This is a genomic window from Stappia indica (genome assembly GCF_009789575.1).
GTDB lineage: Bacteria > Pseudomonadota > Alphaproteobacteria > Rhizobiales > Stappiaceae > Stappia > Stappia indica_A.
This window is the reverse complement of record NZ_CP046908.1, coordinates 1,356,486-1,380,743: the sequence shown is the minus strand read 5'-3', so window position 1 is coordinate 1,380,743 and position 24,258 is coordinate 1,356,486. Positions and strand designations below refer to the sequence as shown.

20 protein-coding genes, 1 tRNA gene and 1 other RNA gene are annotated in these 24,258 nt (G+C 66.7%); 8 read left to right on the top strand and 14 right to left on the bottom strand.

What is annotated here, in order from left to right; genetic code table 11:
• The first annotated feature begins 95 nt into the window (after nt 1-95).
• Nucleotides 96-1,910 (top strand): aminopeptidase P family protein, encoded by a 1,815-nt coding sequence (locus tag GH266_RS06595; RefSeq protein WP_158193188.1) that lies wholly within the window; start codon nt 96-98, stop codon nt 1,908-1,910.
• Between the two features lie 30 nt (nt 1,911-1,940).
• Here the strand turns inward: GH266_RS06595 and GH266_RS06590 are convergent, their stop codons facing one another.
• Both GH266_RS06590 and GH266_RS06585 read right to left on the bottom strand, forming a co-directional pair.
• Entirely contained in the window at nt 1,941-3,584 is a 1,644-nt protein-coding gene (locus GH266_RS06590) for a chloride channel protein (RefSeq protein ID WP_158193187.1), read from the bottom strand.
• 48 nt (nt 3,585-3,632) lie between these two features.
• Nucleotides 3,633-4,127, bottom strand: a complete 495-nt coding sequence (locus GH266_RS06585) for a thioesterase family protein (protein WP_067217269.1) — start codon at nt 4,125-4,127, stop codon at nt 3,633-3,635.
• A 359-nt stretch (nt 4,128-4,486) separates the two neighbouring features.
• Here GH266_RS06585 and GH266_RS06580 point away from each other — a divergent pair, with 359 nt between their 5' ends.
• Together GH266_RS06580 and GH266_RS06575 are read left to right on the top strand one after the other, a co-directional pair.
• Entirely contained in the window at nt 4,487-5,902 is a 1,416-nt protein-coding gene (locus GH266_RS06580; RefSeq protein WP_158193186.1) for an FAD-binding oxidoreductase, read from the top strand.
• 65 nt (nt 5,903-5,967) lie between these two features.
• A complete protein-coding gene (locus GH266_RS06575) occupies nt 5,968-9,810 on the top strand; it encodes an AsmA family protein (RefSeq protein WP_158193185.1) in 3,843 nt (1,280 codons plus the stop codon).
• Between the two features lie 32 nt (nt 9,811-9,842).
• Here the strand turns inward: GH266_RS06575 and GH266_RS06570 are convergent, their stop codons facing one another.
• The 4 genes from GH266_RS06570 to ssrA all read right to left on the bottom strand — a co-directional run bounded on the left by GH266_RS06570 (nt 9,843) and on the right by ssrA (nt 11,533).
• Complete coding sequence (locus GH266_RS06570; protein ID WP_158193184.1) at nt 9,843-10,085, bottom strand: ribbon-helix-helix domain-containing protein; 243 nt, start codon at nt 10,083-10,085, stop codon at nt 9,843-9,845.
• 5 nt (nt 10,086-10,090) lie between these two features.
• On the bottom strand, nt 10,091-10,306 hold the full coding sequence (locus GH266_RS06565) for a DUF4169 family protein (RefSeq protein ID WP_199270461.1): 216 nt from the start codon (nt 10,304-10,306) through the stop codon (nt 10,091-10,093).
• Between the two features lie 47 nt (nt 10,307-10,353).
• Entirely contained in the window at nt 10,354-10,953 is a 600-nt protein-coding gene (locus tag GH266_RS06560; RefSeq protein ID WP_158196074.1) for an SspB family protein, read from the bottom strand.
• A gap of 212 nt (nt 10,954-11,165) precedes the next feature.
• Nucleotides 11,166-11,533, bottom strand: a transfer-messenger RNA (tmRNA) gene (ssrA, locus tag GH266_RS06555).
• A 222-nt stretch (nt 11,534-11,755) separates the two neighbouring features.
• Here ssrA and GH266_RS06550 point away from each other — a divergent pair.
• Both GH266_RS06550 and GH266_RS06545 read left to right on the top strand, forming a co-directional pair.
• Nucleotides 11,756-12,259: a YHS domain-containing (seleno)protein gene (locus tag GH266_RS06550; protein WP_158193182.1), complete on the top strand. Its 504-nt coding sequence runs from the start codon at nt 11,756-11,758 to the stop codon at nt 12,257-12,259.
• Nucleotides 12,260-12,378: 119 nt separating this feature from the next.
• Nucleotides 12,379-13,173 carry a thymidylate synthase gene (locus tag GH266_RS06545; protein WP_158196073.1) on the top strand — a complete coding sequence of 265 codons (795 nt, stop codon included), beginning with the start codon at nt 12,379-12,381 and terminating at the stop codon, nt 13,171-13,173.
• A gap of 52 nt (nt 13,174-13,225) precedes the next feature.
• Here GH266_RS06545 and GH266_RS06540 read toward each other — a convergent pair whose 3' ends face one another.
• The 4 genes from GH266_RS06540 to GH266_RS06525 form a co-directional block, all read right to left on the bottom strand.
• The gene (locus GH266_RS06540; protein WP_158193181.1) at nt 13,226-13,987 is read right to left on the bottom strand and encodes an ABC transporter permease; all 762 of its coding nucleotides are present in this window, start codon (nt 13,985-13,987) and stop codon (nt 13,226-13,228) included.
• Nucleotides 13,984-14,910: an ABC transporter ATP-binding protein gene (locus GH266_RS06535; RefSeq protein WP_158193180.1), complete on the bottom strand. Its 927-nt coding sequence runs from the start codon at nt 14,908-14,910 to the stop codon at nt 13,984-13,986. The genes GH266_RS06540 and GH266_RS06535 overlap by 4 nt, the downstream gene beginning before the upstream one ends.
• A 123-nt stretch (nt 14,911-15,033) precedes the next feature.
• On the bottom strand, nt 15,034-15,717 hold the full coding sequence (locus GH266_RS06530; protein ID WP_158193179.1) for a hypothetical protein: 684 nt from the start codon (nt 15,715-15,717) through the stop codon (nt 15,034-15,036).
• A 162-nt stretch (nt 15,718-15,879) separates the two neighbouring features.
• Nucleotides 15,880-15,955, bottom strand: a tRNA-Lys gene (locus GH266_RS06525).
• A 731-nt stretch (nt 15,956-16,686) separates the two neighbouring features.
• On the opposite strand from GH266_RS06525, the gene GH266_RS06520 reads away from it, so the two are divergent.
• The 3 genes from GH266_RS06520 to GH266_RS06510 all read left to right on the top strand — a co-directional run bounded on the left by GH266_RS06520 (nt 16,687) and on the right by GH266_RS06510 (nt 21,048).
• A complete protein-coding gene (locus tag GH266_RS06520; RefSeq protein WP_158193178.1) occupies nt 16,687-18,453 on the top strand; it encodes an acetolactate synthase 3 large subunit in 1,767 nt (588 codons plus the stop codon).
• Nucleotides 18,454-18,472: 19 nt separating this feature from the next.
• A complete protein-coding gene (ilvN, locus tag GH266_RS06515) occupies nt 18,473-19,045 on the top strand; it encodes an acetolactate synthase small subunit (protein WP_158193177.1) in 573 nt (190 codons plus the stop codon).
• A 455-nt stretch (nt 19,046-19,500) separates the two neighbouring features.
• Nucleotides 19,501-21,048, top strand: coding sequence for a 2-isopropylmalate synthase (locus tag GH266_RS06510; protein ID WP_158193176.1), 1,548 nt, complete (start codon nt 19,501-19,503; stop codon nt 21,046-21,048).
• Nucleotides 21,049-21,188: 140 nt separating this feature from the next.
• On the opposite strand, the gene GH266_RS06505 is transcribed toward GH266_RS06510, so the two are convergent.
• From GH266_RS06505 to miaA, 4 genes are all read right to left on the bottom strand, one after another.
• A complete protein-coding gene (locus GH266_RS06505; protein ID WP_158193175.1) occupies nt 21,189-21,782 on the bottom strand; it encodes a PIN domain-containing protein in 594 nt (197 codons plus the stop codon).
• Nucleotides 21,779-22,243, bottom strand: a complete 465-nt coding sequence (locus GH266_RS06500; RefSeq protein WP_158193174.1) for a helix-turn-helix domain-containing protein — start codon at nt 22,241-22,243, stop codon at nt 21,779-21,781. The genes GH266_RS06505 and GH266_RS06500 overlap by 4 nt, the downstream gene beginning before the upstream one ends.
• Nucleotides 22,244-22,522: 279 nt before the next feature.
• Nucleotides 22,523-23,065: a GNAT family N-acetyltransferase gene (locus tag GH266_RS06495; protein WP_158193173.1), complete on the bottom strand. Its 543-nt coding sequence runs from the start codon at nt 23,063-23,065 to the stop codon at nt 22,523-22,525.
• Between the two features lie 254 nt (nt 23,066-23,319).
• Nucleotides 23,320-24,234 carry a tRNA (adenosine(37)-N6)-dimethylallyltransferase MiaA gene (gene miaA, locus GH266_RS06490; protein WP_158193172.1) on the bottom strand — a complete coding sequence of 305 codons (915 nt, stop codon included), beginning with the start codon at nt 24,232-24,234 and terminating at the stop codon, nt 23,320-23,322.
• Between the last annotated feature and the right edge of the window lie 24 nt (nt 24,235-24,258).

Below are 24,258 nucleotides of genomic sequence, written 5' to 3'. Positions count from 1 at the left end.
CCTCGGCGAAAGCCTGCCTTCCGCATGTGCAAAAGCGGCCCGGGCGTGCACTCAACGCCCTTTCGCGCCGCCGGCTTTGGCGCTAGCGTCGTCGCATGTTCCAGTCCTTCGACAATGTCATCGACCCGTCCGTCGGTTCCGCGCGTTGCGCGGCGCTGCGGCGCGAGCTGGCCCGCAGGGGCCTCGACGGTTTCCTCATCCCGCGCGCCGACGCGCATCAGGGCGAATATGTGCCGCCCAGCGACGCGCGGCTGTCCTGGCTGACCGGCTTTGCCGGATCGGCCGGCATGGCCGTGGTGCTGGCTGGCGAGGCCGCGATCTTCGTCGACGGGCGCTACACGATCCAGGTGCGCGAGCAGGTGGACACCGGCGTTTTCCATCCGATGCACCTGATCGAGACGCCGCCGTCCGAGTGGCTGGCGGACAAGCTGCAGCCGGGCCAGAAGCTCGGCTACGACCCGATGCTGCACACGGTGAACGGTGCCAAGCGGCTTGCCGAGGCCTGCGCCAGGGCCGGAGCGGAGCTTGTGGCGGTGGACGGCAATCCGCTCGATGCGGTGTGGGAGGACCGGCCCGAGCCGCCGCTCGGCCAGGTGCGCGTGCACGGACAAGAATTTGCCGGCGAGGCGGCGGAAGCAAAGATCGCGCGGATGGCCGCGGAGGTGCGCCGCGCCGGGGGCGATGCCTTCGTGCTGACCCAGCCCGACTCCATCGCCTGGCTGTTCAACATTCGCGGCAGCGACGTGTCGCACACACCCCTGCCGCTGTCCTTCGCCATCCTGCCGCACGAGGGGCGCCCGCAGATCTTCATCGACGCCCGCAAACTCACCAATGCCTCGCGCGACCATCTGGAGGCGCTGGCCGACATTGGCGAGCCGGGCGGGTTGACGGGCGCGCTCGGTGCGCTCGGAGCGGCGGGCGCAACGGTGCTGGTCGATCCCGACTGGGCGGGCGATGCGCTGGCGAGCGCGGTGCTCGCCGCCGGCGGCAAGGTGAAGCATGGCGCGGATCCGGTGACCAAGGCCAAGGCGGTGAAGAACGCGGCCGAGATCGCCGGGGCGCGCGCCGCGCATCTGCGCGACGGGGCGGCCTTTGCCCGCTTCCTGAGCTGGCTGGACGGAGCGGCGGCTGCCGGCGGGCTCGACGAGATCGCCGTTGCCGAGCGGCTGGAGGCGTTCCGGGCCGAGACCGGCAAGCTGAAGGAAATCTCCTTCGACAGCATTTCGGCAGCCGGTCCCAATGCCGCGATCTGCCATTACCGGGTCGACCGGGGCAGCAATCTGCCGATCCCGGCAAACAGTCTGTTCCTGATCGATTCCGGCGCCCAATACGAGGACGGCACCACCGACATCACCCGCACCGTTGCCGTGGGCGAGGTGCCGCAGGACCAGAAGCGCCATTTCACGCTGGTGCTGAAGGGGCACATCGCTATCGCCACGGCGCGGTTCCCGGTCGGCACCAGCGGCGCGCAGATCGATGCGCTCGCCCGTATCGCCCTGTGGAAGGCGGGTCTCGACTTCGACCATGGCACGGGCCATGGCGTCGGCTCCTATCTGTCGGTGCATGAGGGGCCGCAGCGCATCGCCAAGACCGGCCATGCGCCGCTGGAACCGGGGATGATCGTCTCCAACGAGCCGGGCTACTATCGCGACGGCAGCCACGGCATCCGGATCGAGAATCTGGAGCTGGTGACGCCGCCGGCCGCCATCGAGGGCGGCGAGCGGGCGATGCTCGGCTTCGAGGCGCTGACGCTCGCCCCGATCGACCGACGGGCGGTGGCGGCGGAGATGGTCAGCGCGGAAGAGCGGGCGTGGTTCGACGCCTATCACGCCCGCGTCCTGCGCGAGCTGGCGCCGCTGGTCGACGAGACGACGCGGGCCTGGCTCGAGCAGGCGACGGCGCCGCTGTAAGGGACGCCATAAGGGGTGGGGGAGCGCCGCTCAGCGGTGCTCCTCGACCTGGTTGTTGATCAGCTCGGCATTGAAGAAGCGCAGCGCCCGCACATGGGTGGCGTGGCCGATGACCTTGGCGGGATCGGCCGCATCCACCACCGGCAGCTTGTTGGTGCCGCTTTCGTCGAAGATCTTCAGCGCCGCTTCCAGCGTGTCGTCCAGCTTCAGGCTGGGACCGCCGGTCTCCGGATCGTGGGTTTGCGGTTCCGCATCGTCCGGCAGCCGCTCGACGAAATCCGAGACGTGGACGATCCGAACCAGCCACTTGTGCGCGCCCTCGTTCAGCATCACGCCGCGCATTTCCAGCTGCCAGTGGAAATAGGAGCGCCCGTGCACCGCCTGGGTCAGGCCGGTGGCGATGGAAACGGCGATCAGCAGCGCGATGGACAGCGCATAGCCGCCGGTCAGCTCGAACACGATCATCGTGGTGGAGAAGGGCGCGCCGAGGACAGCGGCCGCAACGGCACCCATGCCGAGGATCGCATAGAGCCCGTGCGAGGAGGCAAGCTCGGGGAAGGCGGCAGCCGCGATCAGGCCGAAGGCGCCGCCGGCCATCGCGCCCAGATAGAGGGCCGGGGAGAAGATGCCGCCGCCAAAGCGGGAGGCAAGCGTGATCGAGGTCGCCGCCGTCTTGGCGACCAGCAGCGCCAGCATGGTGACGAGCGGCAGCTCCTGGCGCAGCGCAAGGTCCGTCGCCTCGTAGCCGACGCCGAGCACGCCGGGAAAGACGATGCCGATGGCGCCGACCGCCAGCCCGCCGATGACCGGGCGCAGCCAGAGCGGCATGGAGATGTTGCGGGCCACCCAGTCCGTGCCGATCAGCGAGAACTGGAAGATCACCGCAACGGCCGCACAGGTGAGGCCGAGCAGGGCGAAGGCCGGCATCTCCAGCAGGGAGGTGATCTGGTATTCGGGGATGGAGAAGGCGGCGATGTCGCCGAACCACAGGCGCGACATCAGCGTGCCGAGCACCGAGGCGATGACGATGGGCACGAAGGCGGTCATTGCATAGTGGCCGAGAATGACCTCGTGGGCGAAAAGAACGCCGGCGATCGGCGCATTGAACGAGGCGGAGACCGCACTGGCGACGCCGCAGGCGAGCAGGATGCGGCGGGCGGCATCGGGCAGGCGGAACGTCTGGCAGAGCGCGGTGCCGATGGTCGCGCCAAGGTGCACGACCGGCCCCTCGCGGCCCGCGCTGGCGCCGCAGCCGAGCGAGGCGGAGGTGAGGAAGGCGGAGGAAATGCCCGACCAGAAGGGCAGGCCGCGCCCGCCCTGGACGCGGGCCTCGATCACGTCGGGTACGCCGCCGGTGCGCTGCTTGGGCTGGATCGTCTGCAGGAAGATGCCGATGCACAGCCCGCCGAGCGTCGGCGCCAGCAGGATCACCCACCAGGGCACGGTGGCGGCCGCGGTGATCACCGTTTCCGCCGAGGTGCCGAGCCACAGCCATTGAAAGGCGCCGATGGCCATGCGGAACAGGATGGCGGCGATCGCAGTGAGCACGCCGATGACGATGGCGAGCGCCCAGACCAGCGGCAGCCGCGTGGAGCGGAAAAGCCGGATGTTCGGCTTGATCCAGCCCGCGGTCAGCACGGGCAGGCGTTTCAATTGCGTCAGCAGACCGGTCATCGCTCGTCCAGCCGTCCGCCTGGCTCCTTGAGCCTCAAGCGTCTTTCGTCAGCGTCTTTCAAGGGAAATACGTCGCCCGGACCGCTCGGGCCGGCCGAGCACCGCATGGCTCTCCCTCATCTCCTCCAGCCGCTCCAGCACGTCCTGCGGCCATGGCACCACCTTGCGGGCGGCAAGGTCGACATGCAGGGACACCTGCTCGGATGTGGCCGAGAGGAAACCGTCGTCCGCGTGGTGGAGCTCCTGGTAGAGATGCGCCCGTTTGGCGTCGAAATCAACGAGTTGCACCGTGGCGCGCACGCGATCTCCCCCGTTGAGTTCGCGCAGGTAGCAAAGATGCGTCTCGGCGGTGAAGAAGGAGGCGCCGCGCTCGCGGGCATAGTCCGGGCCAAGGCCGAGGTGGATGAAGGCCTCGTCCAGCGCGGTGTCGAAGAGGACATTGTAATAGGCCATGTTGAGATGGCCGTTATAGTCCAGCCACTCGCTCCTGACCTCCTGGATCGATCCGGTGAAGGGGGCTGGCTGGCGGCTCGGCTGTGACATGGAGCTCCTTCCGTCCTCTCGGCTGGCCGGCCAGTTCCGGCAGCGATTGAAACGGGCGGAAGTCTTTGGCCGGGATTGCTGTTTTTGCTAGTCTGCGCCAAACCTAGTGTGGTGAATTTGAATTACGCCCTGTTCTCGGCAGCGACCGTGGAAGCGTATTTCAAATTCGAAAACCACACTAGAAACATAAACTTGCTAGTCTTCCTCTTGAATCTGAAGTGCGTTGAGAGCGAGCTGCGACCTGTGACGAACTTCAGATTCAAAAGGGAGACTAGTCCGAGACCGGCAGGACACGCAAATGCGCGCAAGGTGCCCGCAGGCGCCCGAGACGTCGGCCATCGCTCGAGCGGGAGAGAACCATGAGCCTTGCAAGCCTTCAGGCGTCGGTACAGCGCAACGAGGAAGGGATCGACCTCGCCCTCAAGATCCTGGCGCAGCGGTTCGGCGAGCGCTTCTCCACCTCCGCCGCGGTGCGCGAGCAGCACGGCCACACGACCACCTGGCTGCCGAATCAGGCACCTGACGGGGTGGTCTTCGCCCGCTCGACCGAAGAGGTCGCGGACGTGGTGCAGGTCTGCGCGCAGCACAAGGTGCCGATCATTCCCTTCGGCACCGGCTCCTCGCTGGAGGGACATGTCAACGCGCCGGCCGGGGGCATCTCCCTCGACGTGTCGCAGATGAACCGGGTATTGCAGGTCAATGCCGAGGATCTCGACTGTGTGGTCGAGGCTGGCGTGACCCGGACCCAGCTCAACGAGTACCTGCGCGACACGGGCCTCTTCTTCCCCATCGATCCGGGTGCGGATGCGAGCCTTGGCGGCATGGCGGCAACGCGCGCCTCCGGTACCAACGCGGTGCGCTACGGCACGATGAAGGACGTGGTGCTGGCGCTGACCGTGGTGACGGCGGACGGGCGCATCGTGCGCACCGGCGGCCGGGCCAAGAAGACGGCGGCCGGCTACGATCTCACCCGTCTGATGGTCGGTTCGGAAGGCACGCTCGGCATCATCACCGAGGTAACGCTGCGCCTTTACGGCATTCCGGAGGCCGTTTCGGGCGGCGTCTGTCCGTTCCCGGACCTCGACTCCGCCTGCAACGCGGTGATCACCACCATCCAGTCCGGCCTGCCGGTGGCGCGTATCGAGCTGCTCGACGCCAACCAGATTCGCGCCTGCAACGCCTATTCCAAGCTCGACTTGCAGGAAACGCCGACGCTGTTCCTGGAATTCCACGGCACGGAAGCGGGCGTGCGCGAGCAGAGCGAGATCTTCGGCGAGATCGCCCGCGACAGCGGCGGCGGCGAGTTCGTCTGGGCGACCAGGGCGGAAGATCGCACCCGGCTGTGGAAGGCGCGGCACGATGCCTATTGGGCGGCGCTCGGCCTCAGGCCCGGCTGCAAGGGCGTCTCCACCGATGTCTGCGTGCCGATTTCGCGGCTGGCGGAGTGCATCGGCGAGACCTACAAGGATGTGGAGGCCAATGGCCTGCTCGCGCCGCTGGTCGGCCATGTCGGCGACGGCAATTTCCACGTCCTCGTGCTGGTAGATGTCGACAATCCGCAGGAGATCGCCAAGACTGAGGCCTTCATCGAAAGGCTCAACTGGCGTGCCATCGAGATGGGCGGCACCTGCACCGGTGAGCACGGGGTCGGGCAGGGCAAGATGAAGTATCTTGCCCGCGAGCATGGCGCCGGCCTCGACATGATGGCGGCGATCAAGAAGGCTCTCGATCCCGACAACATTCTCAATCCGGGCAAGATCGTCCGGCTGGACTGACAGCCGCAGACTGCGCGCGCAAACGGGAGGCCAGGGCGCTGAATTCGATCTACATCACGATAGGCGTGACCGTGATCGCGGTGCTGCTGGCCGCGCTCGTCGGGCCGTTTCTTGTCGACTGGACGGCCTATCGCACGACGTTCGAGCGCTATGGCGAGCAGCTGCTCGGTCACCGGGTGGCGGTGATGGGCGAGGCGGAGATGCGCCTGCTGCCGACGCCGACCCTGACCTTCTCCGACGTGCGGGTGGGCGAGCCGGAGGATCCGCTGCTGGCGGTGCAGCGCTTCGAGATGCGCATCGAGCTGCCGCCGCTGCTGAAGGGCGAGGTGCGGATCATCGACCTCGCCATGGACCGGCCGAACCTGCGCCTGTCCATCGACGAGGAGGGGCGGCTCGACTGGTTTACCGCAAGGGCCCGGAACGGGTTGATCTCCGAGGTCGATCCGGATCTCGTGATGCTGGAGCAGGCGACGATCCGCGACGGCGAGCTGACCGTGATCGACGCACGCAACGGCCAGAGCCACAAGATCGAGGACATCGACCTCCTGGTCACGGCCCGCTCGATGCTGGGGCCGTTCAAGCTGGACGGCATGGCGAGCTTCCAGGGCCAGCGGGCAACCGTGGTGCTGGCGACCGGACGGCGGGACCCTGCCGGCGGCTTGCGCCTGCGCGCCGGCGTGACGCCGGTCTCGGTGCCGGTCGATCTGGTGATGGACGGCACGCTCACCCTGTCGGACAGCCGGCCGGGCTACGAGGGCACCTACACGCTCGCCTCCGTCACGCCGGAGGAGGAGGCGCGCCGCGCCTGGCGCAGCGAGGGCGGTTTCGCGCTCGACATCGCCCGGCTGGCGCTGAGCGGAGCCAACTTCCGCTATGGTCCCGAGGACCGGCCGGTAACGCTGGAGGGCAGCGCGGACCTGACGCTGGCGGAGCCGTATCGCTTCGACGTCAAGGCAGCTGCACGGCAGATCGATCTCGACCGTATCGCCGGGCGGGGCCCGGCCGAGCCGCTCGCTGCCGCCGAGACCGGGCTGGAGCTGCTGGCGGCCTTGCGCGGACTGCCGCATCCGCCCATCGATGGCAGCGTCGAGCTCGCTATCCCCGCGGTCGTGTCCGGCGGCGGGCTGACGCAGGACGTGTTGCTCAAGGCCGACCGGCTGGCGAGCGGATGGAGGATATCCGAGTTGTCCGGCCGGATGCCGGGGAGGACAGAATTTCTCGTGCGCGGGGATTTGGGCCTGCAGCCGGAGCCGACCTTCCGCGGGAGTTTCGCAGCGTCCGTCGCCCAGCCGGTCGCGTTCGCCGACTGGTGGCGCAAGGACGGCGCTCGCGGGATCGCGGCCGTGCCCTTCGCCGTGGAGAGCCGGATGGACGCGGCGGGGGGGCATGTGTCGCTGACCGATTTCGCGTTCGAGATCGGCGAGGACCGCGGACAAGGCGCGATCTCGTGGTCGGCGAAGGAGGGGGAGAGCCCGGTCTTCGAGGCCGATCTCGACGCAAGGCGCATCGACGGCGACCAGGTGGGACAACTTGCCCGCCTGTTCCTGGGGACCGAGGCGGGACTTGCCGCCGGCATCGCCGGCACGGGAACGGAGCTGGCGCTGCGCCTCTTTGCCGAGGAGGTGACCTTCGGCACGCTGTCGGCCTCCGCGACGCGGCTGCGGGCCTCGTACCGGGACGACACGCTGGTGATCGACGAGGCGCAGGTCGCGGATCTTTCGGGCGCGCGCCTTGGCGCCAAGGGGCGGATAGAGCGGCTGTCGACGGCGCCCTCCGGCGCGCTGGAGGTCGATGTGGATGCCGAGCGGCTCGACGGCGTCGCAGCGCTGGCGATGGCGCTGGCGCCGGAAAACCGCATGGTGCGCGCGTTCGCGGGCCGGCCGGGCGCCTTCGCCCCGGCCAGGCTGACGCTGACCTTCCAGGGCGAGGCGAGCGGGGGCAGCGACAGCGCAGGCACCCAGGCAAGCCTTGTCGCCCGCGGCACGGCAGGCGGCACCGACGTGGATATCAATCTCGGCCTCGACGGGCGGCTCGACCGCTGGCGGGCAGCAAGCGTCGACTTCGAGGCCAGCTTCAGCGCGGACGAGGCGGCCGATCTGGTGGCCCAGCTGGGCGTGACGATGCTGCCGGTCGGCAGCCTCGGCGCGGCGCGGGTGGAAATCGGCGCGGCGGGGATCCCCGAGGAGGGGCTGGAGGGGCACGCCCGGCTCTATCTCGGCCCTTCGGCCCTGACGGCGGTTGGCCGGCTCACCCTGCCGGAAAGCGGCGACAGCCGCTACGCGGCCGATCTCGCCGCACAGGCGCCGGATCTGATGCCGCTGGCACTGCTGACCGGGCGGCTGCCGTCGCTCGATGCCTCGGCCGGCGCTGTCGACCTGGCGGCGACACTGGAGGGCGAGGGGGATCGCTTCACCCTGTCGGGCCTTTCCGGCACGTTTGCCGGGCTGCGGCTGGATGCGGATTTGCGCGTTAACCTGCGCCGGGCGCTGGCCAGCCTCGACCCACAGGTCAGAGGCACCATCTCCTTGTCCGAACTGGATATTTCCGAAATCAGCGACCTGCTGCTGGGCTCGGACCAGCTGGCAGCCTCCACCGGGGGGAACTGGTCCGAAGCGGCGTTCGGTCCGCCGGTCGTCTCCGGCGTGGATCTGTCGCTCGATGTCAGCACGCAGCGCATGGTCCTGGCCCCGCTGCCGCCGGCCAGCAACGTGACGGCGCGGGTCTCGATGAAGGACGACGCCCTGTCGCTCGACGTCGGCAAGGCGGGCTTTGCCGGGGGCGAGCTGACGGGTGCCTACACGCTGAAACGGTCGGCCGGGCAGGCGGGGATGACCGCCTCGCTGCGGGTCGACGGGGCGCGGCTGGAAGAGCTGGTATGGCGGCGGGCGGGACGCCCGCTCGCCACGGGTGCGGCGAGCATAAACCTCGATATCGAGGGCAGCGGCCGCTCGCTTGCCGGGATCGTTTCGGGCCTCACCGGCGGGGGGACGCTTCGGGTCGAGAACGGGGAGATCCGCGGCCTCAACCCGGAGGCCTTCGCGCTGGTGATCCGGGCCGTCGATGCCGGGCTCGACCTCAACGACGAGGCGATCCGAACCGCCTTCTCCAGCCATCTGGATGCCGGCGTACTGCCTTTCGCAGAGCTGGAGGCCAGCGCCTCGATTGCCGGCGGCGTCATGCGGATCAGCAATGCGCGGGTCGACAATCGTGAGGCCTCGATCTTCGGCAATGCCCAGGCCGACCTCAAGGCACTGACCCTGCAGAGCGATTTCTCGCTGCGGGTCGATCCGGGCGAGGAAGCGGTGACCGGCGCGGAGGCGCAGGTGGGCCTCGTCTTCGCCGGGCCGCTGGCCGAGCCGCAGCGCACCATCGACATCGCGCCCTTCACCGCCTTCCTGACCCTGCGGGCCTTCGAGCAGGAGGTGCAGCGGGTGGAGGACCTGCAGGCGGAGATCACCGAGCGCGACCGTTTGATGCGCGAAATGCGGCGCTTGCGCGAGGAAAAGCGCCGGCAGGAGCGGCAACAGCAGCAGCAGGACGAGGATGCGGCGCGCAAGCTCGAGGACGAGCGCGCGGCCGAGGAAAACCGCAAGGCCGAAGAGGCTCGCAAGGCGGAAGAGGCCCGCAAGAAGGAAGAGGCGAGGAAGGCCGAGGAAGAGCGCCGCGCTACAGAGCGTCGACGGGCGGAGCAGCGGCGGGCCGAGGAGCGCCGCCAGCAGCAGGCGGCCCCGGCGCAGACGCCCGCCTCTCGGACACCGGCCGCGAGTTTCGGCGAGCGAATCCGGCGGGCTCTGGACGATCCGGCAAGCACCGGAACGGCGAGCGGAAACCCGGGCGCGGGCCAACCGATGCAGTTGCTGCCGCCGCTCGATCCGCCGGTCTTCGTCGGTCCGACGCCGGACCGATGATCACGATCAACTCTTTGAGATGAAAGCCTGAATCAGGCCGCGCCGGCCTTGGCCCGGCAATGGGCGAGGGCGGCAACGCGCAAGGCCGAAGAGAGCGAGGAGGGCAGGTCGCCGCCATCGGCCTCCATCTCGCGGGCATCGTCGATGCGGGCAACGAGCGCAGGAAGGCTGACGTCTTCGCTCTCGGCCATTTCCTCCAGCACCTCCCAGAACTCCGGTTCCAGCGCCAGGCTGGTGCGGTGGCCGTGCAGGGTGAGGGAGCGTTTGGCCAACATGGGGATTAGTCGTCCTCGCCGGTGCCGCCAGGGGCACTGTCCGAGGGCGTCCGCCGGTGTCCCTCGATGTGGACAAGTGCCTTTTCGGCCTCGATGCGGTCGCGGGATTTCTCGGCCTTGCTGCGCCCGAAAAGGCTGCGATTCTGCGCTGCCTTCTCGTCTTTTTCGCGCCGAGCGCGCGTCTTGCGCGCCTGCCTCAGATTGACGATATCCCCGCTCATCATCCGTCCCCTTGCGGCCGATGCTGCTTGCGCGGTGTGGCCGTTTCTCAGGTTTTCTTGCGGAAAGCGTCGAGCGAGACGACGTCGGCGCCGCCCGGCTCGCCGGACTTGTCCTCCTTGGACTCCGGCTTTTCGGCTTGATCAGAATTTTGCAAATTTTTGTGCTGAACTTGCGAAATCTTGTCCGATTTTGCGTCGCTCGTCTTTTCCTCGACGGCCGACAGGGCGGCCTCCGCGCGCTCCTGCTCGCGGGCTGCCTCGACCAGTTCCTCGGGGAGTTCCTCGGCGGTCTTGCCCGGCTCGAACTCCAGCGCGAACTGCACCGAAGGATCGAAGAACCCCTTGATGGACGAGAATGGGACGAACAGCTTTTCGGGGATACCGCCGAAGGACAGGCCGACCTCGAAGGCGTGTTCGCCGATGGTCAGGTCCCAGAACTGGTGCTGCAGGACGATGGTCATTTCCTTCGGATACCGCTCGTGCAGCCGCGAGGAAATGCGCACGCCCGGCGCATTGGTGTCGAAGGCGATATAGAAATGATGCTCGCCGGGCAGGCCGACGCGGCCGACCTCGGAGAGGATCTTGCGGACGGCACCGCGCAGGGCGTCCTGAATGACGATATCGTAGCGGATCAGGTCTTCGGCCATCGCACTTACTGAACGTGAGAATCGGGTCGCGCCCAACATGGCGTGCGAAGGGGAGAATGAAAAGCGCCGATCCGCGCTCGCCACCGGCCTTTTGCCGCTTGCCCCGCTTTTTTTCGCGTGAGCCGCCCGCTGGACGCCGCTTGCGCCGGCCTCAAGGCCCCTGCCTCCTGTCCGACAAGCGGATCCGGGCGGGCCGAAGCTGGCGGAAATCGAGTGGAGGCTTCTGTTGCCAGGTGCCTCCGGACCCCGCCTGACGGGGCTAACCGCCAGGACTTAAAGGACTACCGGCACCGCATTACGCGGCGACAGCGTTGTCCATAGCATAGTTGTCATTTGCAACTATTGAGACGGCCCGATAACGGCGGAACCATGCCGAGCAAAAGAACGACCTTTACACCCTCGTCGATCCTATTTCGCCCCCGCCGAAACCCGCCGATCGATGGATCGTGCGGCGGGCTTGGGTGGAGGCGCCGGGTACCGCCCCCGGGTCCGATAGGCTTATTCCGAAGTCCGTTTATCGCCATAGCCGGCTTGCACCGGCAAAACGAATATAGGGGCAGGATGGCCGGCTGAAAAGAGGCCTGCGCCAACTGACGGCAATCCGGCTGGAAAACCTGGGGGCAGGGCGAGGCGCGGGCGGGACGGCGCGCAACGCAACGGCGCCGCCTCGCGCCATCGCGGGCTTGTGAGACGACGTCATTGGCGGGGGAGCCGGCGCCTGCGCTAGAAATGGGGCTGCCGAGGCGAGGCAGCGGGGCGAGGCAGCGGGGCGAGGGTGCGGGGCAGCGCGGAGGACAGGCAGATGGCACGGAAGCGTTCGGGCGGAGTTTCGCGCAGGCGCGTGATATTGGCAGGGGCTGCCGTGGTGCTGGCGGCGGGAACGGCGAGCGCCGGCTGGTTCGGGCTCGGCAGCAGCGACACGGGCCAGGTGTTCACCGGCATCGTCGAGGGCGTCGCGGTCGGCGGCTACGACCCTGTCGCCTATTTCACGCAAGGGCGCCCAGTCGAGGGATCGCCCGAGATCACGACCGACTACCGCGGCGCGACATGGCGCTTTGCCAGCGAGGCGAACCGCGATGCGTTCCTCGCCGAGCCGGAGAAATACGCCCCGGCCTATGGCGGCTACTGCTCCTGGGCGATCGCGCAGGGCAAGCTCGCCAAGGGCGATCCGAAGAACTGGGACATCGTCGAGGGGCGGCTCTATCTCAACTACAACGACGACATCCAGACGCGCTGGCGCAAGGACATCCCCGGCTTCATCGACAAGGCGCAGGCCAACTGGCCGGGGCTCGCCGCCGGAAACTGAGCCCTGCCGAGGCAACGGCTGCCGGTGGATTGCAGGGACGAGGGCACCGGTGAGCTTGCCCTTGGGGCCTTGGCCGGGCAACCATGGCCTTCCATGAGAATCGGCAGGCGGACGGCAGCGTGCGGCAATATCACGAGCTGATGCAGCGCATCCTCGACGAGGGTGTGAAGAAGACCGACCGGACGGGCACGGGGACCATTTCCGTGTTCGGCCACCAGATGCGCTTCGACCTTGCCGACGGCTTCCCGATGGTGACGACCAAGAAGCTGCACCTGAAGTCGATCATCCACGAATTGCTGTGGTTCCTGGCCGGCGACACCAACATCCGCTACCTGAAGGAAAACGGGGTGCGGATCTGGGACGAGTGGGCCGACGAGAACGGCGACCTCGGGCCGGTCTACGGCTATCAGTGGCGCTCGTGGCCGGCGCCGGACGGCAGCTCCATCGACCAGATTTCCAAGCTGCTGGAGCAGATCCGCAAGACGCCGGACAGCCGCCGGCTGATCGTCTCTGCGTGGAACCCGGCGCTGGTCGACGAGATGGCGCTGCCGCCGTGCCACGCCTTCTTCCAGTTCTATGTCGCCGACGGCCGGCTGTCCTGCCAGCTCTACCAGCGCTCGGCCGACGTGTTCCTCGGCGTGCCGTTCAACATCGCCTCCTACGCGCTGCTGACGATGATGGTGGCCAAGGTGACGGGATACGAGCCGGGCGAGTTCATCCACACGTTCGGCGACGCGCATCTCTACCTGAACCACCTGGACCAGGCGCGCGAGCAGCTGTCGCGCGAACCGCGCGCCCTGCCGACAATGCGGATCAACGAGGCGGCGCACGACCTCTTCGCCTTCCGCTTCGAGGATTTCGAGCTCGTCGGCTACGACCCGCACCCGCATATCAAGGCGGCGGTCGCGGTCTGAGCGCCAAGCGCTGACGGGCGGGCCGCGAGGCGGCCCGCGCCGGATTTTCGGATCAGGACTTCAGCCGGTAGCCGGTGCGGAAGATCCACCAGATCACCGCCAGGCAGAGCCCCAGGAACAGCAGCGTCATGGCGAGGCTGACGCCGACGTCGACATCCGCCTGTCCGTAGAAGCTCCAGCGGAAGCCGCTGATCAGGTAGACCACCGGGTTGAGCAGCGTCACCTTCTGCCAGAACGGCGGCAGCATCGAGATCGAGTAGAAGCTGCCGCCGAGGAAGGCGAGCGGCGTGATGATCAGCATCGGCACGAATTGCAGCTTCTCGAAATTATCCGCCCAGATGCCGATGATGAAGCCGAACAGGGCGAAGGTGACCGCCGTCAGCAGCAGGAACAGCAGCATCCAGCCCGGATGCTGGATCTCGAGCGGCACGAAGAGCGCGGCCGTCGCCAGGATGATCAACCCGACGATGATCGCCTTGGTGGCCGCCGCCCCGACATAGGCGATGACGATCTCCAGATAGGAGACGGGGGCGGACAGCACCTCGTAGATCGTGCCGGTGAAGCGCGGGAAGTAGATGCCGAACGAGGCGTTCGACACGCTCTGGGTCAGCAGCGACAGCATGATCAGGCCCGGCACGATGAAGGCGCCGTAGCTGATGCCGTCGACCTCGGAAATGCGCGAGCCGATGGCCGCACCGAAGACCACGAAATAGAGCGAGGTGGAGATGACGGGGGAGACGATGCTCTGGAACAGGGTGCGGCCCGTGCGGGCCATCTCGAACCTGTAGATCGCCTTGATGGCATGGATGTTCATGACGGCGTCCTGACGAGGCTGACGAAGATTTCTTCCAGCGAGCTCTGCCGGGTCTGCAGGTCGCGGAAACGGATGCCGGCGGCGTTGAGGTCCTGCAGCAGGGCGGTGATGCCGGTGCGCTCGCCCTGGGTGTCGTAGGTGTAGACCAGCTCGCTGCCGTCGGCGGACAGCTCCAGGCTGTGCGCGGAAAGCCCGGCGGGCACGGCCGCAAGCGGATCGGCCAGATGCAGGGTCAGCTGCTTGCGCCCGAGCTTGCGCATCAGCTCGGCCTTGTCCTCAACCAGGATGATCTCGCCCTTGTTGATGACGCCGACCCGGTCGGCCATCTCCTCGGCTTCCTCGATGTAGTGGGTGGTGAGGATGATGGTGACGCCGGTGTCGCGCAGCTCGCGGATCACCCGCCACATGTCGCGGCGCAGCTCCACGTCGACGCCGGCGGTCGGCTCGTCGAGGAACAGGACGCGCGGCTCGTGGGCGAGCGCCTTGGCGATGAGCACACGGCGCTTCATGCCGCCGGACAGGGTGACGAGCTTGTTGTCCTTCTTGTCCCACAAGGAGAGGTCGCGCAGGACCTTCTCGACGATGGCCGGGGCCTTGGGCTTGCCGAACAGGCCGCGGCTGAAGGAGACCGTCGCCCAGACCGTCTCGAAAGCGTCGGTGGTGAGCTCCTGCGGCACGAGGCCGATCAGGGAGCGGGCGGCGCGGTAGTCGCGGACGATGTCGTTGCCGTCGACCGTGACGCTGCCCGAGGAGGCGTTGACGATGCCGCAGACGATGCTGATGAGCGTCGTCTTGCCGGCGCCGTTGGGGCCGAGAAGGGCGAAGACCTCGCCTTTCTCGATGTCGAGGGACACGGATTTCAGCGCCTGAAAGCCGGTGTCATAGGTCTTCGACAGACCGGAAATGGAAAGGATGGGTGCCATGAAGGGGCCGGATGACTGAGGGAAAAGGACGAACGCGCATGCGAATGCGGGTTCGAGGGCGCAGGACGGACGATGCCGCCCGGAACCCGGGGTTGACGGAGCATATAGGAACGAAGCCGCGCTTCAACCAACCCGTGCGCGGGGAAAAACGTCGGGGCAGGAGCGGGAGGGGCTGACGGCCTCTATCGCTTCGCGGACCTTCTCCTGCAGCTGGCGCTGACGGTACCACGTGCCGAGGACGTTGTGCACGGCGCCGGGGCAGGGGACCCGCGTGAAGTCGAGATGCTCGGCGATGCGGTCGACCTGCTGCGTGTCGAGATCGTATTCGTCGTCGTAGTAGACGACGAGGCGTTCGGGTTGCGGCCGGGTGGTGATGCGGTGGCGGGGGAAGGGTCCCATCCGTATGGCGTCGTCCTCACAGCGCGTTTCGAACGGCACGAGGCTGCGCTCCAGCGCAAATTGCGGGCTGAAGGCGAGCGCGGCGTCGAGGCCGAGCAGATCGGCATAGTTCACCAGGCCGAAGGCGCCCATGGAGGCGGCAAAGCCGACCGTGTGTTCGCCCCGGCTCCGCTTGCGCACGGCGTCCAGCGCCTCCTCGATGCCCTCGGACTGGTACCAGTCGTTGCTCGCCGGCACGAGGTTGAGCGTGCGGTAGCCGAGCGGGGCGAGGATGTGATGAGCGAAGGGGCGGCGCGGGCCGTCTTCCGGCATCCGGTTGGCGAGCGTCACCATGACGACATCCTCGCGCGCCTCGGCGGGGATATGCTCGGTGACGGTATAGGCGGGCGAGGAAAAGATCTGTTTCATCAATGGGCTGAAAACGGTTTGAGAATGCGTGCGGACAGCGAAAATTGTCTCTGTCATGTTCGCGGCCAGCGACAGCCCGTCAATCCTGCGAGAACATGCAGGTCAAACGAAACCGGCGATGCGGTTCCGTGCGGAGCGTCGATGACAGACAAGGGAAGGAAGTGGTGGGTGCACGGGGATTCGAACCCAGGACCGGCTGATTAAGAGTCAGCTGCTCTACCAACTGAGCTATACACCCACTAGCCATTTCGGCTGTTCGGGACTTGTGTGCCGGATACCGTGGTTGCCCAAGGTCTCTGCAACAGTGTCCCGAAGCGGAAAGCGTGTGTCGCTGTCCGCTGTGAGACGGGTGTATACAGAGACGGGGAGGCGGATGCAAGGGTCTTTTCGCCGGCGGTGAAAAAGCAAGGCCGCCACAAGGCTTTGCCGCGCAAAACGGCCCTTTCCGCCTGGGGATATCTTTTGCCGGAGAGGGGGCGGGACGGCTCCTTGACTTGGAGGCGCCAGACCGGCGCGCAGGCGGTCTTGCAATATTCGGCAAGTCCGCGGGGCGCTTTGCGAAATTTCCGGATAATGCGCTTGACCGGGGCAGGAGGCGCGTCTAGTTTGCGCGGCGTCGGATCGGCTAAGTCGCGACATGACCCTGTCATGAGCATCTTTCGACCGACACGCTTGCCGAAGGCGCCTCACGAGGGGGCGCGGGCAGGCACATTGGCAACACCGCCGGACAGGACGGATTTGACGTGACGAAGAGCATCGGGCTCATTCTTGTATGCGGGGCGCGCGCGGCCGGGACGAGGTAACACTCGGTTTCCCAGACAGCTCAGCGCGCGCAAGGCCTCCACCGGAGGCCTTTTTTATTGGCCGCATGCCGGAGGGCGCCCGGACCTGACTTGCGCGGGACGACGTGGCGGAAGACGAAACGGACGGTTCGGGGCGAGGACGCCGCGAAGATCGAGGACAGGAACGATGAAGCGCGAGATGACCGGCGCCGAAATGGTGCTGCAGGCACTCAAGGACCAGGGGGTCAAGCATGTGTTCGGGTATCCCGGCGGTGCCGTGCTTCCGATCTATGACGAGATCATCCAGCAGGACGACATCCAGCACGTCTTGGTGCGCCACGAACAGGGCGCCGGCCACGCGGCCGAGGGCTATGCCCGTTCGACCGGCAAGCCGGGCGTCGTGCTGGTCACCTCCGGTCCCGGCGCGACCAACATGGTCACCGCGCTGACCGACGCGCTGCTCGATTCCATTCCGCTCGTCTGCATCACCGGCCAGGTGCCGACGCACCTGATCGGCAGCGACGCGTTCCAGGAATGCGACACGGTCGGCATCACCCGTCCTTGCACCAAGCACAACTGGCTGGTGAAGCGGATCGAGGACCTGCCGCGCATCCTGCACGAGGCCTTCTATGTCGCGACCGCCGGCCGTCCGGGCCCGGTCGTCGTCGACGTGCCGAAGGACATCCAGTTCGCCACCGGCATCTACGAGCCGCCGACCAACATCGCCCACAAGTCCTACCGGCCGAAGGTCAAGGGCGACATCGAGCCGATCCGCCATGCGGTGGAGCTGCTGTCGCGGGCGAAGAAGCCGATCTTCTATACCGGCGGCGGCGTCATCAATTCCGGCCCGGCCGCGACCCAGCTCCTGCGCGAGCTGGTGCAGCTGACCGGCGCGCCGATCACCTCGACCCTGATGGGTCTCGGCGCCTATCCGGCCTCGGGCGACAACTGGCTGGGCATGCTCGGCATGCACGGTACGTACGAAGCCAACATGGCGATGCACGACTGCGACGTCATGATCTGCATCGGCGCGCGCTTCGACGACCGCATCACCGGCCGCATCGACGCCTTCTCGCCGAAGTCGTTCAAGGTCCATATCGACATCGACCCGTCCTCGATCAACAAGACGGTGAAGGTCGACATTCCGATCATCGGCGATGTCGCCCATGTGCTGGAGGACATGGTTCGGCTGTGGCGGACCGGCGGGCACAAGCTCGACGCGCCGGCGCTGAAGTCGTGGTGGGAGACGATCGACCGCTGGCGCGGGCGTAACTCGCTCGCCTACCGCCCGTCGGAAGACATCATCATGCCGCAATACGCCATCCAGCGGCTGTACGAGGCGACCAAGGACCGCAAGACCTTCGTGTCCACGGAAGTCGGCCAGCACCAGATGTGGGCGGCGCAGTTCTTCGGCTTCGAGGCACCCAACCGCTGGCTGACCTCGGGCGGCCTCGGCACGATGGGTTACGGCCTGCCGGCGGCGATCGGCGCGCAGGTGGCGCATCCGGACGCGCTGTGCATCGACATTGCGGGCGATGCCTCGATCCTGATGAACATCCAGGAGATGTCGACCGCCGTGCAGTTCGGCCTGCCGGTCAAGGTCTTCATCCTCAACAACCAGTACATGGGCATGGTGCGCCAGTGGCAGCAGCTGCTGCACGGCAACCGGCTGTCGCATTCCTACATGGACAGCCTGCCGGACTTCGTGAAGCTGGCTGAGGCCTTCGGCGGCCACGGCATCGTCGTCGACAAGCCGGCGGACCTGGATGATGCGATCCAGGAGATGATCGAGACGCCGAAGCCGGTGATCTTCGACTGCCGGGTGGCGAACCTTGCCAACTGCTTCCCGATGATCCCCTCGGGCAAGGCGCATAACGAGATGTTGCTGCCGGACGAGGCCAACGACGAGGCGGTGGCCAACGCCATCGACGCGGCCGGCAAGGCCCTGGTCTGAGATCGCGGAGACGAACGAGATGAACGCACAGAACCTCAATGCGCCCTCCGCCTATTTCATGGCCGAGGTGCTCGAGCAGGTCGAGAGCCACACGCTTTCGGTGCTGGTCGACAACGAGCCGGGCGTGCTTGCCCGCGTCATCGGCCTGTTCTCGGGCCGGGGCTACAACATCGACAGCCTGACCGTCTCGGAGACCGAGCACGAGAAACACCTGTCGCGGATCACCATCGTGACCACCGGCACGCCGATGGTCATCGAGCAGATCCACCACCAGCTGGAGCGCCTGGTGCCGGTGCACCTTGTGACCAACCTGACGGTCGAGGCGCGGCGGCGCAATTTCGAAAAGCCGCTGGAGCGGGAACTGGCCCTGATCAAGGTTGCCGGCATCGGCGAGAAGCGGCTGGAGGCCCTGCGCCTGGCGGACGCGTTCCGCGCGACGGTGATCGACGCGACGGCGGAGCATTTCGTCTTCGAGATCACCGGGCGGACCAACAAGGTGGAGCAGTTCATCGCCATCCTGAAGCCGCTCGGCCTGGTGGAGGTGTCGCGCTCCGGCGTTGCAGCCCTGCAGCGCGGCCCGGAAGGCATCTGAGACTGCACGCAGGGCGGGGGCGACCCCGCCCTGTTCGCCCCGTGCGAAAGCCTGCCGCACGGGAGACGTGAAAGTCCGCGCAAGGATCTTGCAAGGGCGCAGGCGATCGGGTACCAACTTGGTGCATTAACGCCTCTTTCGGGAAATCTTGCGCAAGCTTGGCGCGGATCCCATGCCACCGGCCCGCAACGGACGGGCGAGACGCAAGGACTGGACGAACCGCATGATCGCCGCTGGCACATATGCCGCTTTTGCGATCGACGCGCGCACGGCGCGCGGCGGAGCCCTGCGTCGCGGCGGCCTCCTTCTCCTTATCTGCCCCTGAGCACCGGCTGCCTCCCAGCGGAACGGAGGCGGGCGCTCAGGGGACGAAACCTTCACCGATCGAATGCATTTCGGCCCGCGCCCCATAAACACGCGAGCGGCGCAGGGCCCGACCCGAAGGGAAACGGATAATGTCTGCCCAGGATCAGATCTTCATTTTCGACACCACCTTGCGCGACGGCGAGCAGTCGCCCGGCGCCTCCATGACGCTGGAGGAGAAGCTGCAGGTGGCCGAGATCCTCGACGACATGGGTGTCGACATCATCGAGGCCGGCTTTCCGATTGCCTCCAACGGCGATTTCGAGGCGGTCTCCGAGATCGCCAAGCGCACCAAGCGCTCCGTGATTGCGGGCCTCGCCCGCGCCATCCATGCCGACATCGACCGGGCGGGCGAGGCGGTACGCCATGCCGAGCGCGGCCGCATCCATACCTTCGTCTCCACCTCGCCGATCCATCTGGAGCACCAGATGAAGAAGACCGAGGCGCAGGTGCTCGACATCATCACCGACACGGTCGGCCGGGCCCGCAACCTGATCGACGACGTGGAATGGTCGGCGATGGACGCCACCCGCACGCCGATCGAGTATCTGTGCCGCTGCGTCGAGGCGGCGATCCGTGCCGGCGCCACCACGATCAACCTGCCGGACACGGTCGGCTATGCGACGCCGGACGAGTACAAGTCGATGTTCGAGCAGATCCGCGCCCGGGTGCCGGATGCGGACAAGGCGATCTTCTCCGTGCATTGCCACAATGACCTGGGCCTCGCCGTCGCCAACTCGCTGGCCGGCGTCGCCGGCGGCGCGCGGCAGATCGAGTGCACGATCAACGGCCTCGGCGAGCGTGCCGGCAATGCGGCGCTGGAAGAGATCGTCATGGCGATCCGCACCCGCTCCGACGTGCTGCCCTACAGCTGCTCGGTCGAGCCGCGCTATCTCACCCGCGCCTCCAAGCTGGTCTCGGCCGTGTCCGGTTTCCCGGTCCAGTTCAACAAGGCCATCGTCGGCAAGAACGCCTTCGCGCATGAAAGCGGCATCCACCAGGACGGCATGCTGAAGAATGCCGAGACCTACGAGATCATGCGTCCCGAGGATGTCGGCGTGAAGGCCACTTCGCTGGTGATGGGCAAGCATTCCGGCCGCCACGCGTTCCGCCAGAAGCTGGAAGAGCTGGGCTACGAGATCGGCGACAACGCGTTCGAGGACGCCTTCCGCCGGTTCAAGGACCTCGCCGACCGCAAGAAGCATGTCTATGACGAGGACATCGAAGCCCTGGTCGAGAACGAGATCGCGACCCAGGGCGAGCAGATCAAGGTGATCGCGCTGACCGTGATCGCCGGCACCGGCTCGGCCGGCAAGGCGATCCTGACGCTGGACGTCGAGGGACGTCACGAGACCCGCGAATGCACCGGCGACGGCCCGATCGACGCTACGTTCAACGCCATCAAGACCATCGTGCCGCACGATGCGCGCCTGTCGCTCTACCAGGTGCATGCGGTCACGGAAGGCACCGACGCCCAGGCCGAGGTCTCCGTCCGGCTCGAGGCGAACGGCCGCATGGCGACGGGCAAGGGCGCCGACACCGACACGCTGGTGGCCTCGGCCCGCGCCTATATTTCGGCGCTCAACCGCTTGATCGCCCGCCAGAGCAAGCCGGACCACCAGGAACTGCGCGCCGTCTGAGCCGCTGTCTGCAGGTACGGATCAACGCGAGAAAAAAGCCCCCGGCGGATCGCTCCGCCGGGGGCTTTTTGCGTCTGTTGGCGATGCTCTACAGGCAGGCTTTGGACGAGCGGCTGCGAAACCGTGAGGCCTTTTGCCGATTACCTGCCATGGCCGTTCGAGGGCATGAGGACCTCGAAAGCTTCGAGTTCCTTCGCCAGTTGCGGAACACCCGCCTTCGCCAAACTGGCCAGGTAGTCCTTGTAAGCCAATGGCGGAGCGACGTAGTGGCTGAAATCATTCCTGACTGCGTTGACGAACTGTTCCGGCGAGAGGTGAAAGACATCCTGGAGGAATTCGTCGGGATGTTTGGTATGTAGCTGAAATACGTCCAATATCTCGCGAGGAAAGTCTTTTTCGTTGAAGGTCACGATCACGCTGGCATGCGCGACGATCGCGGCGGCGAGAACGTGGCGGTCATCGGGATCCGGCAGGTCGATACTTTTTATGAGCGGCTCGTATCCCTCCACCACGCAGTCGGGGATGGAGGCATTCATTGCAGCGCGAGTCGCCGCCAGATCATCCGGCTGAAGATCGGGGCGATTTTCGAGGAGGTTCCGTACCCATTCGTCATGGATCCGCTCCGACCACCTGGCGCGAAAGAGCTTCGTCTGTGCGACGAAAAGCACGAGGCTTCGCAGCCTCGCGCCATAGAATACGTTGGCGTCGATGAACGCAGTGAATGTCGAGATCATTCAAGCCCAAGCCGCTTCGCCTCGTCAGCAAGGCGTGTGAGGGCTTTCTTCTGCTCTTCCCGGCAGTCGCGCTCATACCGGATCAGGTCAGCGAACCGAACCCTGCGATGACTGCCCACCTTGCGGAACTCGATCTTTCCGGTCTCGAGTTGCCGTATTAAATGGGGCCGCGAGACATTCAGGTAATCGGCGGCCTGCTGCGTCGTCAGTTCCGCATCATGCGGTATGAGCGACATGGGAGTGCGGTTCGCCATCGCTTCCAGCACCTCATAGATCAGCGCCACGGCACGTGCGGGAAGGGGGACGATGATCTTGCTGTCTTCCTTGCCGTCGACCGTGATTTTTATGCTCTCATTGGCTTCGGCGAGAGCCTTCAGGCGATCGGCGGCAGTTCGGGCAATGACCGCTTCCGCCTCGTCGGCGACAAACGGCTCATGCGTCTGGTCCATCAGCGCAAGCATCACATCCCTCCTGTCGGTCGGCAAAGAGCCAGCTCGTTGCGGAGTTGGTTCGGGCCATTGCTCTGCCCACTGTCGTCGGTAATCGAAATAAACGCAACAACTGAAATAAGCGCAACGCTACCGACTTTTCAGTGTCCGTACCAAGAAAGCGCTGGTTGGGGGGATGAGGAAGATCGCGCGCACCGCCCCAGGCTGCCACCGCATCACCGATATTCGGCGCGCGGCGAAAGCTGAGAGCTATTGCGCTCACCCGGCATGGGTCCTGGCCGTCAGCTTCGCTCAGGCGCTGGCGCGGGCGTAGCGGGCAAGGGCCGGCGAGAGCACCTGCAGGCAGTCGAAGGCGTTGCCGTCGATCACCGTGCGCTGGCGCTGCGAGAAACCGATGCCTTCCACCATGCGGCGGGCAGGATCGTTGCCGGCGGCGACGAAGGCGATGAGATGGGTGAAATAGGTGTTCTCGAAGAACCAGGGCACCAAGGCGCGGGCCAGCTCGGATGCATAGCCCTTGCCCCAGAAATTCGGCTTCAGGCAGATGCTGAGCGCCACTTCCGAGGTTTCGGGATAGACGGAAAAGCCGGCGCGACCGGCAAAGCCACCGTCGAGCAGCGTCGCCTTCCACTGGCTGAAGCCGCGATGGTCCTGGCCCTCGATATAGTCGCGCAGGTGCTGTTCGGCATCCTCGCGCGTGCGGATCGCCTCGTGCGAAGCGAGGAAGCGGTTGACGCTTTCGTCGCAATGCAGGGCGTGGAGGTCGCCGGCGTCGGCGTCACTGAAGGTCGACAGACGCAGGCGCGGCGTCTTGAGAATCGCGTTGTCCGCCATGTCTCTCTCCTCGCGGGTCCGGCGCCGATGGGGCGGCGCGTTGTCCGTAAAAGACGGTCTGGCGGGATCGGGACCTTGCGGCCCGTCCTCCGGAAGAATGGCTGTCGCGCGATCTGCGCCGCGTCGAGCCTGGGGCACATGATGGGATGTACCGGACAGTGCCTGCAAGGATTCGCGCGGGAGCGCTACAGGCCTGACTTCGTTTACGAGAAGTTTATGCGCAAATGATGGCGATTCAATCAAGGGGTGTAAAATTACGAGTGCCCGCGCAGAAGGCGTTGCCAGGCGGCGGTGTCGGCCGGGTCGAGGCGCGGCCAGTCGCCGAGCTGGCCGCGGAAGAAGGTTTCCTGGCGCTTGGCATAGCGGCGGGTCTCGGCGGTGGCCTTCTCGATGGCCTGGTCCAGCCCGTCGAGAGAGGCGGGAAGGGGGCCGAGATCCCGTACCCCGATGGCCTTCATCGCCGGCAGGTCCGGGTCGATTTTGCGGGCGAGGAGGCGGCGCGCCTCGTCCACCGCGCCGGCCTCCACCATCATGCGGAAGCGGCGGGCGATGCGCTCGTGCAGCCAGGGGCGGGGCGGAGCGAGCACCACGCGCGCGGCCTCCGGGCCGACCAGGACCGGGCCCTGCTGCTGCTGCCAATAGGCGAGCGAGCGGCCCGTCGCCTCGATCACCTCCAGGGCGCGCAAGATGCGCTGGGTGTCGCCGGGCTCCAGCCGGGCGGCGACCAGCGGGTCGGCCTCGGCCAGCCTTCGGTGGAGCGCGCCAGCGGGCGCGTCCGTGGCCTCGGCGCGCAGGCGGGCGCGAATGTCTTCCGGGATCGGCGGAACGGCGGACAGCCCGCCGGCAAGCGCGCGGAAGTAAAGGCCGGTGCCGCCGACGATGACGAGCGGCCGGCCGGCATCGCGCGCCTCGTCCAGCACCTTGCCGATGTCCTCCAGCCAGCGGGCGACCGACCAGGGCTCGGCCGCATCGACATGGCCGTAGAGACGGTGCGGCGCGCGGGCAAGATCCGCCGGCGAGGGGCGCGCGGTCAGCACGTCGAGATCGGCATAGACCTGCATGCTGTCCGCATTGACGACCCAGGCGCCATCGCGCTCCGCCAGATCCAGGGCCAGCGCCGACTTGCCGCTCGCCGTGGGTCCGGCTATCAACGTCACCGGTTTCGCCACGTCTTCCTCATTCCCTTTCAAGGC